This is a genomic window from Pigmentiphaga soli (assembly GCF_039541095.1).
In the GTDB taxonomy this organism is placed as follows: Bacteria; Pseudomonadota; Gammaproteobacteria; order Burkholderiales; family Burkholderiaceae_B; genus Pigmentiphaga; species Pigmentiphaga soli.
The window spans coordinates 1-12,724 of the sequence record NZ_BAABFO010000004.1 but is presented as its reverse complement, the minus strand read 5'-3'; the positions used below and the strand labels follow the sequence as shown (position 1 = coordinate 12,724).

The following is a 12,724-nucleotide window of genomic DNA, read 5'->3' as shown; positions in this document are numbered from 1 at the left end:
CGCCTTGCTCAGGAAGACTTCCTCACCCGCAAGTACCACTCGCAAAGGAGCCGCACTTGTTTTTCGGTATAGCCCTTATCGACCATGCGCGCAACAAAACTCTGGTGCTTGTTGCGGTCGTCGGCCGAGGCCTTGGCGTTGAACGAGATCACCGGCAGCAGGTCTTCGGTGTTGGAGAACATCTTCTTCTCGATCACCTCGCGCAGCTTCTCGTAGCTGGTCCAGGTCGGGTTGGTGCCGCCGTTGTTGGCCCGCGCGCGCAGCACGAAGTTCACGATCTCGTTGCGGAAATCCTTCGGGTTGGCGATGCCGGCCGGCTTCTCGATCTTTTCCAGTTCGGCGTTCAGGGCCGCGCGGTCGAAGCTTTCGCCCGTTTCCGGATCGCGGAATTCTTCATCCTGGATCCAGCAGTCGGCGAAGGTGACGTAGCGGTCGAAGATGTTCTGGCCGTACTCGGAGTACGACTCGAGGTAGGCCGTCTGGATTTCCTTGCCGATGAATTCCGCATAGCGCGGCGCCAGGTAGCCCTTGATGAATTCCAGGTAGCGGCGCCGCGTTTCGTCGGGATAGTCTTCCCGCGCGATGCGCTGCTCGAGCACGTACATCAGGTGCACGGGGTTGGCCGCGACCTCGGTCAGGTCGTAGTTGAAGACGCTCGAAAGAATCTTGTAGGCGAAACGCGTCGACACGCCGGTCATCCCTTCGTCGGTGCCCGCGTAGTCCTTGTACTCCTGCAGCGTCTTGGCCTTGGGGTCGACGTCTTTCAGGCTTTCGCCGTCGTACACGCGCAGCTTGGAATAGATGCTGGAGTTCTCGGGATCCTTCAAGCGGGTCAGCACCGAAAACTGGGCCATCATTTCAAGCGTGCCGGGCGCGCACGGAGCCTCGGACAGCGAGCTGTGCTTGAGCAGCTTGTCGTAGATGTGGACCTCTTCCGAAACCTGCAGGCAGTACGGCACCTTGACGATGTAGATGCGGTCGAGGAATGCCTCGTTGTGCTTGTTGTTGCGGAAGGTCTGCCACTCCGACTCGTTGGAGTGAGCAAGGATCGTGCCGCTGAACGGGATGGCCGAGAAGCCTTCGGTGCCCTTGAAGTTGCCCTCCTGGGTGGCCGTCAGCAGCGGGTGCAGCATCTTGATCGGCGCCTTGAACATTTCGACGAATTCGAGCAGGCCCTGGTTGGCCAGGCACAGCCCGCCGGAGTAGCTGTAGGCGTCGGGGTCGTCCTGCGAGTAGCGGTCGAGCTTGCGGATGTCGACCTTGCCGACCAGCGAGGAGATGTCCTGGTTGTTCTCGTCGCCCGGCTCCGTCTTGGCGATGGCCACCTGGCGCAGCACCGACGGGTTGATGCGGACCACGCGGAAGCGGGAAATGTCGCCGTCGAATTCCTTGAGCCGCTTGGTGGCCCACGGCGACATGATGCCGGTCAGGTAGCGGCGCGGGATGCCGTACTCGTTTTCGAGCTGGTTGCCGAAGCGGTCGGGATGGAACAGGCCGAGCGGCGATTCGTTGACCGGCGACCCCTTCAGCGCGTAGATGGGATAGGCCTCCATCAGGCTCTTCAGGCGCTCGGCGATCGACGACTTGCCGCCGCCCACCGGGCCCAGCAGGTAGAGGATCTGCTTGCGCTCTTCCAGGCCCTGCGCGGCATGCTTGAAGAAGGCGACGATCTGGCTGATCACGTCTTCCATGCCGAAGAATTCCTTGAACGCCGGGTAGCGGCGGATCAGGCGGTTGGAGAACAGGCGAGACAGGCGCGGATCGTTGCGGGTATCGATCACTTCAGGTTCGCCGATGGCTGCCAGCATCCGTTCCGCCGATGTGGCGTAGGCCATGGGATCGCGCTTGGCCAGTGTCAGATACTCTTCGAGCGACAGTTCGGTTTCCTGCAGTTTGGCGTACTGTGACTTAAAGCCTTCGACGATATTCAGCATGGAACACTCCAACAGCATTTGAAAAGGTCTCGCTAGTCTCCACTCCACGGTGCCGGTGCCCGGTCTTTCGCCGATCCGGCGCGATACGGATCGACGATCAGAAACCCCATTCTGACCCTATTGCTTGTGCGTCGCTATAAGTTCTCGCACCTTCTTTTCGTATTCCGGCTTCGGGGAATCGATGGTTGCGTTTTCGCACAACATGGCGTTGCCCCGATATATCTAAGGTTCTACATTAAAAGCAGAGTTCCTCGGAAATGGGGGACGCACAAATTTTTTTGCGCAAGATACCTGCGCGGGGCACGCTTGCGCCGCGCGCGGCCGTCTATGTCGTGTATGCGAGACGGTGGGGACGGATGTCGCGCGCGGGGAGCGCGCGTTGTGTCGATGCAGGCCGCCGCACGGGCCTGCGGTGCGCAAAATCGGCGCTTCCCGCAAACGAAACGCGGCGGTCCCGAAGAGGGCGCCGCCGCGTCGCGGGGAGCGGATGCGCGCGCGGCCCGTCCGCGCGCAAGGGCCGCCGGCGCGGCCCGGGACCTTACTCCGGCTGGATGCCAGCCTCCTTGATGAGGCCGGCCCAGCGGACGATGTCTTCCTTGATGAAGCGGCCCAGTTCTTCCGGCCCCATCGGCGCCGGCGTGACGCCCAGGCCGGCCAGGTTTTCGGCCACTTCCTGCCGCTTCAGCGCCTTGATGCTCGCCTCGTAGAATTTGCGCACCACATCCGGCGGCGTGCCGGCGGGCGCCACGATGGCGTGCCAGCCGAAGATGTCGATGCCGGGGTAGGTTTCGGCCGCCGCCGGCCAGTCGGGCGCCAGCGGGCTGCGTTGGCCCGAGGTCACGGCCAGCGCCCGCACCTTGCCGCCTGCGGCCTGTTGCAAACCGCTGCCGAGATCGGCGAACGTGAAGTCCAGCGTGCCGCCCACCACGTCGATCACGGCTTGCGGCACGCCCTTGTACGGCACCTCGATCAGGTCGAGGCCGGCCAGCGTGCGCAGCTTGGCGATCGCCACCTGCGTGCTGGCCGAACCGTAGCCGGCCGACAGCTTCTTCGGCGCGGCCTTGGCGTGGCTCACGAAATCGGCCAGCGTGCGGGCCGGAAAATCCTGCCGCACCAGCAGCACGGTAGGCTGGGTGGTCAGCAGCACGACCGGGGAAAAATCCTTGACCGGGTCGTAGGACAGTTTCTTGTACAGGCTGACGTTGGCGGCGAACTGGGTATTGGTGCCCATCAGCAGCGTATAGCCGTCGGGCGCGCTGCGCGCCACCGCCTCGGCGGCGATCGCGCCGCCGGCGCCGGGCCGGTTGTCGATCACCACCGACTGGCCGAGCGCGGCGGAAATTTCCTTGCCGACCACGCGGGCAATCGAATCGGTGGCGCTGCCGACCGGGAACGCCACGATCAGCCGGATGGGCTTGGCCGGCCATTCCTGCGCCCGCAAGGCCGCCGGCGACAACGACAGCGCGGCGGCCCACAGCGCCGCGCCACACCACAGCAATCGCTTCATTTCCACTCCTCCTCGTTGCCGTCGGTATCGGCCCGGCGATGGCCCCGGGCCGCATCGGCGCGGCCCGGTTTCTATGACTTCATGACGGCCGGCGGGGCCGGCCGTGTCGGCGGCGCGTCAGAACGGCGCGTCGCCCACCAGCTGGACGCGGCGCATCTCGCGCCGGAAGCGGCCGGCGTCGTGCACCGCCGTGTGCTGCGCGCAGCGGTTGTCCCAGAACGCCACCGAGCCGCGGCGCCAGCGGAAGCGGCAGCTGAACTCGGGCCGGTGCGCGTGCCGGCACAGGTACTCCAGCAGCGGCCGGCTTTCCTCGGGCGTCATGTGCTCGAAGGCCATCGTCGTCTGGCGGTTCACGTACAGCGCCTTGCGGCCGGTTTCGGGATGGGTGCGCACCACCGGATGGAAATGGGCGGTCTCGCGCCAGTCCGGGTTTTCGCGCACCTTGGTGGAGCGGTTGGCGTTGAGCTCGGCGGCGGGGCCGGCCACGTCGCGGTCCGAATGCAGCGCGCGCACGCCTTCCAGCATTCGCTTCAGGCCCGGCGACAGCGTTTCGTAGGCCAGGTACTGGTTGGCGAACAGCGTATCGCCGCCGTAGGGCGGGACGTCGACGCCGTACAGCACCGAGCCCATCGGCGGCGCCGCCACGTGCGCGGTGTCGGAATGCCAATCCTCGCCCACGATGCGTTTCTCGCCCGGCTGGCGGATGATCTCGATCACCGCCGGGTCGGCCTTCGACCCGAGGATGTTCGGGTGCAGGAAGATTTCGCCGAAGCGGGCGGCGAAGGCCTTCAGCCCCGCCATGTCGAGTTCCTGGTCGCGGAAGAAGATCACGCAATGATCGAGCAGCGCCTGCCGCAGCGCCGCCACCGTCGCGTCGTCCAGGGGCCGCGAAATATCCACGCCGACGATCTCGGCGCCGATCGCGCCGGTGACCGGTTCCACCACAATGTTGCTGCCGTTCTGCATTTGTTACCTCAAGGGCCTAACCATCGATTGACTGCGGGTGTAGTCGAACAGCGTCTCCACGCTGTTGACGCCGCCGCCCATGCCGCTCTTGTTGACGCCGGCGTAGGGCACGCCGAGCGGAAAGACGTTGTGCGCGTTGATCCAGCTGTTGCCGGCCACCATCGACTCGGCCACCCGCGAGGCGCGCGCCGGGTCGGTGGTCCACACGCTGTTGGCCAGGCCGTAGTCGGTGGCGTTGGCCATCGCGATGGCCTGGGCCTCGTCGCGGAACGGCGCCAAGTAGGCAACGGGACCGAAGATTTCTTCGCGCGCCGCCACGTTGTCGAGCGCGCCGGCCAGCAGCGCCGGCTTCACGTACCAGCCGGCGCGGCCCGGCACGCTGGCCGCGCCGCCCTCCAGCACCACCTCGGCGCCCTCGGCCCGGCCGCGTTCCAGGTAGCGCAGCACGCGCGCCTGCTGCGTGGCGCTGACCACCGGCCCCATGCGCGCGGCCGGGTCGAGCTGGTAGCCGACGCGGACCCCGCGCAGCCGCGCGGCGGCGGCATCGAGGAAGGCGTCGTAGATCTTCTCGTGCACCAGCCAGCGGGTGGCGTCGCAGCACACCTGGCCGGTGTGGAAAGTGATGGCGGCGGCCAGCTTGTCGGCGGTGACCGCCACGTCGACGTCGTCGAACACCACCGCGGCGCCCTTGCCGCCCAGTTCCAGCTTGCACGGCGTCAGGTTGCGCCCGCAGGCCTCGGCCACCAGCCGGCCGACCTCAGGCGAGCCGGTGAACGACATGCGCTTGAGCCCGGGATGGCGCGCCAGCGCGGCGCCGGCCGTTTCGCCGGTGCCGGTGACCACGTTGATGACGCCGTCGGGCAGCCCGATCTCGCGCGCCAGCCGGGCCAGGTAGATGGCCGACAGCGGCGTGTCTTCGGCCGGCTTGATGACCACGGTGTTGCCCGCGGCCAGCGCCGGCGAAATGTTCCAGCCGATCAGCACCAGCGGGAAATTCCACGGCACGATGAAGCCGCACGGGCCCCAGGGCTGGCGCAGCGTCCACGCCTCGTGGCCGGATACGGCCAGCACCGCGCGCGGCTGCAGGTTCAACGACAGGTTGGTGAAGTAGCGCAGCGTATCGATGAAGGTCTGCACGTCGCCTTCGGCCTGGGCCTGCAGCTTGCCGGCGTCGAGCGCCTCGATCTGCGCGATGATGGGCTTGCGGCGCTCCGCCTCGTCGGCCAGCCGGTGCAGCCACACCGCGCGCTCGGCCGCCGGCAGCGTCGACCACCCGCCCGGCCCGAAGGCCTGCGCCGCAGCCTGCACCGCGGCATCGACCTCGGCCGCGCCCATGGCCGGGAATTCGGCCAGCCGCTCGCCGCTGCCGGGATCGTGGGTAGCCAGTGTGGCGCCCCCAGCCGCGGCAGTATCGCGCCCGCCGATCACGGCCGCCAGCGGCGAGCCGGCCAGAAAGCGCTGCACGTCAGGCAGCAGCGCCGCGGCATTCCGGGTTTTCATGTCCACAGTCGTCTCCTTTGGCATGTCTGTCGAATCAATAGGCAGCAACAGTCCGCCGCGCGGCGTCGCCGCCCAGTTGTTAACCGTGCCTCGCACGATCTCCCCCGCATGACCCACCCCATCCAGGATGCGGCGGATCCGGCTCCGCCGGTCCGCGCGCATCGCCCCCTAGAGGGGGGCGGCCGCAGGCCGCGCGGGGGTGGGTCTCCCCTCCGGTCCGCGCGCATCGCCCCCTAGAGGGGGGGCGGCCGCAGGCCGCGCGGGGGTGGGTCTCCTCTCCGGTCCGCGCGCATCGCCCCCTGGGGGGCGCGCGAAGCGCGTAGGGGGGGCTTACTCCGGGGTTACACCTTCTCGAACTTCTGCAGGCTGCGCAGCACCTTGGGGCGCGGTATGTCGGGGAACAGGGAAGGCCAGGCGGTGTACGACACGTCGCCCACGTAGATGTCGCCGCGCGAATCGACCGCCAGGCCGTGCGGCGACAGGAACTGGCCGGGGCCGGTGCCGGCCGACGGCGTGGTGGCGATGCGCGCCAGCAGCTTGCCTTCGTTGGAAAGGATCGACAGCCGCGGGCCGAGGTTGGGGGCGCCGCGGTTGAAGTCGTAGTAGGGGCCGATCTCGCCCACGTAGCAGATCGGGCAGCGTCCCGGCGGCATGTACATGCCGCTCGGCCGGTGCAGGTTGTGCCATTGCGTCTGGAAGCGGCCGTTGCCGTCGAATACCTGGATGCGGTGGTTTTCGCGGTCGGCCACGTAGACCCAGCCGTCGGCGTCGCACGAGATGTTGTGCGGCAGGTTGAACTGGCCCGGCTCGCAGCCCGGCTCGCCCCATGACAGCAGCAGCCTGCCGTCGGGCGAATACTTGTGGATGCGCGCGTTGCCGTAGCCGTCGGCCACATAGATGTCGCCCTCGGGCGACAGCGCGGTATGAGTGCAGCGGTTGAACGGATTGCCGCTCATGAAGGGCTGGCGCCTGCCGGGCAGGCCGATGGTCAGCAGCACCTTGCCGTCGAGCGTGCATTTGCGCACGGTGTGGTCGCCGTCGTCGGTCAGGTAGATGGTGTCGTCGGGCCCCATGTGCACGCCGTGCGCGCGCGGGAACAGGCCGTCGCCCCAGGAGCGCACGAAGTTGCCGTCGCGGTCGAGCACGATCATCGGGTGCGGGCCGCGGTGGAACACGTAGACCTGGTCGCGGCGGTCGACGCCGACGCCGCCGACGTCGCCCAGCTGCCAGCCGTCGGGCAACTTGGCCCAGTTTTCGACGATGCGGTAGGTGTGTTCGCCGCTTCCGAATGTCGTCATGTTCTGTCGCCGTGGGTGAAGGACGGGGGCATCCTCCCACGCTGCCGAAAACGGCCGCAAACCATTTTTTTTTCACATTGCCATGACTTTTTGCCGGCCCGCCGCGGCCTGCGGCAGCATGGCGGCGGCGATCTCGGCCTTGATCCATTGCGAGAACAGCGCGATCTGCTTGAGCCCCATCTTGGCCTCGGGGTAAACGAGGTAGTTGGCGCGGCCGGTGCGCACCGGCAATTCGATGGCCGGCATCAGGCGCTTGTGCGCGATGTCTTCGCGGATCAGCAGCGTCTGCGCCATTGCCAGGCCCAGGCCGTTGACGGCGGCCTCGTAGACCAGGCTGGAGTTCTCCAGCTTCAGCCCGCCGTGGCCGTCGACGCGGGTGGCGCCCACGGCCTGCAGCCACAGCTGCCAGTCGTCGGGCCGGCGCATCGCGTGCAGCAGCAGGAAATCGCGCAGGTCGTCGGGCTGGGCCACCGTGCGGCCGGCCAGCAGCGCCGGGCTGCCTACCGGCACCACTTCTTCGTCGAACAGGTGTTCCACCACCAGGTTGCGCCAGTCGCCGTAGCCCCACCAGATCGCGGCGTCGACGTTCATGTCGTGCGGGTCGATCGGGTCGCCCGAGCTTTCCACGTGCACCGTCAGGTTCGGGAATTTCTGCCGGAAGCCGGCCAGCCGCGGGATCAGGAAACGCAGCGCGAAGGTGGAGAACACGCCGATGCGCAGCGTGCCCTGCTGCGAGCGGGCGTCGAAGCTGCTGCAGGTGATGTGTTCGAGCTGGTCGAACAGCGTCTGCAGCTTGGCCGCGTAGGCGGCGCCGCGCTCGGTCAGCATTACATGCTGCTGCAAACGGACGAACAGCTTGGCGCCGAGGAATTCCTCCAGCTTGGCTACCTGGCGGCTGATCGCGCCGTGGGTGACCGACAGTTCCTCGGAAGCGCGCGAGATGCTTTGGTGGCGCGCGGCGGCCTCGAAGGCGCGCAGGGCGTTCAGCGGTGGCAGGCGACGGCCGGGCATGTTGTCTCTTCCGTAGTCTTGTCTTCCGCGCGGGCGGGCGCGCGTGATGGGGTGCCGCGGCCCCAGTGTAGGGCCGGCCGGCGCGGATGGATACTCATACTGCTGTGAATTTAAATCGCTTGAAAGGGTCTTGCAGCCGCCCCTAGTCTTGACGCGTCAACCAGAACGACGACGCCGGGCGACCGGCGCGGGGCCGGCGCCGCCGGACCATGCCCATCGAAGGGGAGACCGATGAACGACCCGCAAGACAATCACGCCAAGCGCAAGCTGCGCGCCGGCGAACTGGTGCTGTGCCTGGGCGTGAACCAGATGCGCAGCGTGGAGGTGCCGATGATCGCGCAGGCCGCCGGCTTCGACGCCATCTTCATCGACCTCGAGCACAGCGCCACGTCGATGGAGACCGCCGCGTCGATCTGCGTGGCGGCGCTGCCCACCGGCGTGACGCCGATCGTGCGGGTCTCGTCGCACCAGCCCTTCCATGCGGCGCGCATGCTGGACTGCGGCGCGCAGGGCGTGATGACGCCGCACGTGCAGAACGCCGACGAGGCCAGGGCGATCGTGCGCAACCTGCGCTTCCCGCCGTTCGGCCAGCGGTCCGCCTACGGCACCGGGCCGGCGCTGCGCTATCGCGGCATGCCGCAGGGCGAGGTCAACGAATACCTCAACGAGCGAGAGCTGCTGGTGATGATGCTGGAAACGCCCGAGGCCATCGGGCAGGCCGAGGCGATCGCGGCCGTGCCCGGGGTCGACATGGTCCATATCGGCGCGCTCGACGTCAGCAACATGATGGGCATTCCTGCCGCCTACCGCGATCCGCGCATGTGGTCGGCATTCGAAAAGGTCGCGCGCGCCTGCGCCAACCAGGGCAAGGCGATGGGCGTAGGCGGCGCGCGCGGCGATTCGGCGCTGCAGCAGGACCTGGTGCGGCTCGGCGTGCGCTACCTGACCACGGGCTCGGACGTCAGCTACCTGATGGCCGGCGCCCGCGACGAACTGCGCGCCCTGCGCGAGATGCCCCGCTAGGCGGCATTCCCCCTTTCCCATTCCGGCGGCGCCGCCGCCATCCCGGTCCGCCGCGAGACGGCGCACGGCCTTTGCCGCGCGCCGGCGGCCGGCCGCAACCTCGAGGAGCTGACCATGGAATCGTTGCGACCCTTCGATGGCGGGATCAAAGGCCGGCGCCGCGCGGCGCGGGCGGCGGCTGCGCTGGCGCTGTGCGCCGCCGGCTGGGCGGCATGGCTGCCGGCGGCGCGCGCCGAATCTTCGTGGCCCGCCAAGCCGGTGCGGGTGGTGGCGCCGTTCTCCACCGGCGGCACGGCCGACATCCTGGCCCGCATCGTCGCGCACCAGCTCACCAAACAGCTGGGCCAATCCTTCGTGGTGGAGAACCGGCCGGGCGCCGGCGCCACCATCGGCGCGGCCGAGGTGGCGCGCTCGCCGGCCGACGGCTACACGCTGCTGGTGATCACGCCCACTTTTTCCATCACGCAGTTCGTCTACCCCAGCCTGCCCTACGACGGCCGCAAGGATTTCGTGCCGGTCGGGCTGGTGATGACCACGCCGCTGGTGCTGGTGGTCAATCCCGCCTCGGGCATGCGCACCGCCGGCGACTTCATCCGCGCCGCCAAGGCCAGCCCCGGCAAGGTGTCGTTCTCGTCGGCCGGCGTGGGCAGCACGCCGCACCTGGGCTTCGAACTGCTCGAACAGAGCGCCGGCATCGAGTTGCTGCACGTGCCGTTCAAGGGTGGCGGCGAGGCCATCAACGCGGTGCTGGGCGGCACCACCAACGCCTATTTCGCGGCGCCGATCGAAGTGGGCGAAATGCTCAAGGCGGGGCGGCTGACGGCGCTCGGCGCGACCTCGCTGCGGCGCACCGAGCTGTTGTCCGACCTGCCGACGCTGGCGGAATCCGGCGTGCCGGGCTTCGAGGTGGTCCACTACACCGCCATCATGGTACGCGCCGGCACGCCGCCCGACATCGTGGCCAAGCTGTCCGAGAACCTGGTGCGCGCGCTGCGCAATCCCGAGGTGCGCGAGAAGATTTCGCAGAACGGCGGCGAAGTGCCCGCCGGCACCATGGAAGAGGCGAAAGACCTGTTCGCCCGCGAGTATCCGCGCTGGTCGCACGTCGTCAAGGCGGCCGGCATCAAACCCGAATAGTCCCGGCCCGAATGGCCCGGCCGGCCGCGCGCCGATGCCGGGCGCGCCTCCCCGCCTACCTGCACATCCATAAGCTGGAGACAGACATGACACCCGTGTACCGCCAGATCATCGACCACCCGTCCGCCTGGACCCGCCGTTCGCTGGGCGGCGACGGTCCGCTGCGGCGCCGGCTCACGGCCGCCGAGCTCGATGGCGTCGACCGCCTGCTCGACGCGACCGCCCACCTGGCCCCGCAGCAGGCGACGCGGGCCGATTTCGACCACCCCGCCGTCAATGCGCTGATGGCCGGGCTGCGCGACGAGATCATGCACGGCCGCGGCGCCGTCATCGTCGAAGGCCTCGACCCGGGCCGCTACGATGCCGAGCGGCTGGAGCGCATCTACTGGGGCCTGGGCACCCACCTGGGCATCGGCGCGGCGCAGAGCGCGCGCGGCGACCGCCTGGGCTACGTGCAGAACCAGGCCGACGACGAGGTCAAGCGCGGCTACCGCAGCCTGCGCGAACTGCATATGCACACCGATTCCTACGAACTGGTGGGGCTGATGTGCGTGCGCAAGGCGAAGTCGGGCGGCCTGAGCGGGCTGGTCAGCGGCCTGGCGCTGCACAACGAGATCCTGCGTACCCGTCCCGAACTGCTGGAGCCCCTGTACCGCGGCTACCGCTACGCCAGCGACGAGGCCCGCTTCAGCAGCAAGGCAATCACCGACGAGGCCATCCCGGCGTTCTGCGCGGTGGACGGCGTGGTCAGCTGCTGCTACGAGCCGGCGCACATGAAGAACGCCGCCCAGTACCTGGGCGAGCCGCTGCCGGCGGACCTGGCGCAGGCCTGCGACTACTTCGACGAACTGTCGATGCGCGACGACCTCGCGCTGCGGCTGCAGCTGCAGCCGGGCGAGTTCATGCTGTGGCACAACTACATCTGCCTGCATTCGCGCACCGCGTTCGAGGACGACCCGCAGCAGCGGCGGCTGCTGCTGCGGCTGTGGCTGTCGGTGCCGGACGGGCGGCCGGTCGACCCGGCGTTCCGCATCCGGGCCGAAACCTACGAGCGCATCTACCGCGAGGCCCGCGCGCGGGCGGCCTGAACGTCGCCGCGCGGACTTGGTGCGCTGCGCAATAGTGGTCTATCCTGGGAGCCCGTCTCCCAAGAGGCCTCCATGAATCCCAAACTGTTCCAGCCTTTTTCCCTGGGCGAACTCGCCTTGCGCAACCGCATCGTGATCGCGCCGATGTGCCAGTATTCGGCGCGCGAAGGCAGCGCCTCCGACTGGCACGTCATGCACGTCGGCAGCATGGCCACCTCGGGAGCCGCGCTGGTCATCCTCGAAGCCACGGCGGTCGAACCCGAGGGCCGCATCAGTCCCGACGACCTGGGGCTATGGTCCGACGCCAACGAGGCCGCGCTGGGCCGCGTGCTGTCGGCCGTGCGGGCGTGGTCCGATACGCCGATCGGCATCCAGCTGGCGCATGCCGGCCGCAAGGCCTCCACCTATGCGCCGTGGCGCGGCCGCAGCCAGGTGCCGGCGGCCGAGGGCGGCTGGCAGACCGTGGCGCCGTCGGCGCTGGCCTTCAACGAGGCCGACCGCCCGCCCGTCGCGCTCGACGCCGCCGGGCTGGCGCGCGTGCGCGAGCGCTTCGCCGAGGCCGCGCGGCGCGCCGGCCGCCTGGGGCTGGACCTGGTCGAACTGCACGCCGCGCACGGCTATCTGATGCATCAGTTCCTGTCGCCGCTGTCGAACCGGCGCGACGATGCCTATGGCGGCAGCCTGGAAAACCGCATGCGCTTCCCGCTGGAAGTGTTCGAGGCGGTGCGCGAGGCGTTTCCGGCGCGGCGGCCGGTGGGAGTGCGGGTGTCGGCCACCGACTGGGTGGCGGGCGGCTGGGATCTGGAACAGACGATTGCCTTCGCCCGGGCGCTGGAGGCGCGCGGCGCCAGCTTCATCCACGTGTCGGGCGGCGGCCTGAGCCCGCAGCAGCAGGTGCCGTCGGGACCGAACTACCAGGTGCCCTATGCGCGCGAGATCAAGAAGGCGACCAAGCTGCCCACCATCGCGGTCGGCCTCATCACCGAGCCGGAGCAGGCCGAGGCCGTGGTCGGCACCGGCGACGCCGACCTGGTCGGCATCGCCCGCGCCTTCCTGTACGACCCGCATTGGCCGTGGCATGCCGCGGCGCAGCTGGGCGCCAGCGTCAAGGCGCCCAGGCAGTACCTGCGCGCGCAGCCAGAACGGTTTCCCGAGCTATTGAAGGGCTGACGCCTATCAGCAGTCCATGGTGCCATCCCGGATGAGGCGGATCCGGCTCCGCCGGTCCGCTCGCATCGCCCCTTGAGGGGCGCGCGAAGC

The 12,724-nt window shown here is 68.7% G+C and carries 10 protein-coding genes; 4 read left to right on the top strand and 6 right to left on the bottom strand.

Annotated features, from left to right (window positions below):
- Nucleotides 1-8 precede the first annotated feature (8 nt).
- From ABD927_RS05000 to gcvA, 6 genes are all read right to left on the bottom strand, one after another.
- Complete coding sequence (locus ABD927_RS05000; RefSeq protein ID WP_425570182.1) at nt 9-1,934, bottom strand: PrkA family serine protein kinase; 1,926 nt, start codon at nt 1,932-1,934, stop codon at nt 9-11.
- A gap of 538 nt (nt 1,935-2,472) precedes the next feature.
- A complete protein-coding gene (locus ABD927_RS04995; RefSeq protein WP_345246957.1) occupies nt 2,473-3,441 on the bottom strand; it encodes a Bug family tripartite tricarboxylate transporter substrate binding protein in 969 nt (322 codons plus the stop codon).
- A gap of 117 nt (nt 3,442-3,558) precedes the next feature.
- Entirely contained in the window at nt 3,559-4,407 is an 849-nt protein-coding gene (locus ABD927_RS04990; RefSeq protein WP_345246955.1) for a TauD/TfdA dioxygenase family protein, read from the bottom strand.
- A gap of 3 nt (nt 4,408-4,410) precedes the next feature.
- Nucleotides 4,411-5,907, bottom strand: coding sequence for an aldehyde dehydrogenase family protein (locus ABD927_RS04985; RefSeq protein ID WP_345246953.1), 1,497 nt, complete (start codon nt 5,905-5,907; stop codon nt 4,411-4,413).
- Nucleotides 5,908-6,248: 341 nt separating this feature from the next.
- Nucleotides 6,249-7,205, bottom strand: coding sequence for a peptidyl-alpha-hydroxyglycine alpha-amidating lyase family protein (locus ABD927_RS04980; RefSeq protein WP_345246951.1), 957 nt, complete (start codon nt 7,203-7,205; stop codon nt 6,249-6,251).
- A 72-nt stretch (nt 7,206-7,277) separates the two neighbouring features.
- Nucleotides 7,278-8,216 carry a transcriptional regulator GcvA gene (gcvA, locus tag ABD927_RS04975; protein ID WP_345246949.1) on the bottom strand — a complete coding sequence of 313 codons (939 nt, stop codon included), beginning with the start codon at nt 8,214-8,216 and terminating at the stop codon, nt 7,278-7,280.
- Between the two features lie 231 nt (nt 8,217-8,447).
- Here gcvA and ABD927_RS04970 point away from each other — a divergent pair, with 231 nt between their 5' ends.
- The 4 genes from ABD927_RS04970 to ABD927_RS04955 all read left to right on the top strand — a co-directional run bounded on the left by ABD927_RS04970 (nt 8,448) and on the right by ABD927_RS04955 (nt 12,634).
- Nucleotides 8,448-9,239, top strand: a complete 792-nt coding sequence (locus ABD927_RS04970) for an HpcH/HpaI aldolase family protein (RefSeq protein WP_345246947.1) — start codon at nt 8,448-8,450, stop codon at nt 9,237-9,239.
- A gap of 114 nt (nt 9,240-9,353) precedes the next feature.
- Nucleotides 9,354-10,376 carry a Bug family tripartite tricarboxylate transporter substrate binding protein gene (locus ABD927_RS04965; RefSeq protein ID WP_345246946.1) on the top strand — a complete coding sequence of 341 codons (1,023 nt, stop codon included), beginning with the start codon at nt 9,354-9,356 and terminating at the stop codon, nt 10,374-10,376.
- Nucleotides 10,377-10,462: 86 nt separating this feature from the next.
- Entirely contained in the window at nt 10,463-11,464 is a 1,002-nt protein-coding gene (locus tag ABD927_RS04960) for a TauD/TfdA family dioxygenase (RefSeq protein WP_345246944.1), read from the top strand.
- A gap of 72 nt (nt 11,465-11,536) precedes the next feature.
- Nucleotides 11,537-12,634 (top strand): NADH:flavin oxidoreductase/NADH oxidase, encoded by a 1,098-nt coding sequence (locus ABD927_RS04955; protein WP_345246942.1) that lies wholly within the window; start codon nt 11,537-11,539, stop codon nt 12,632-12,634.
- Nucleotides 12,635-12,724 lie beyond the last annotated feature (90 nt).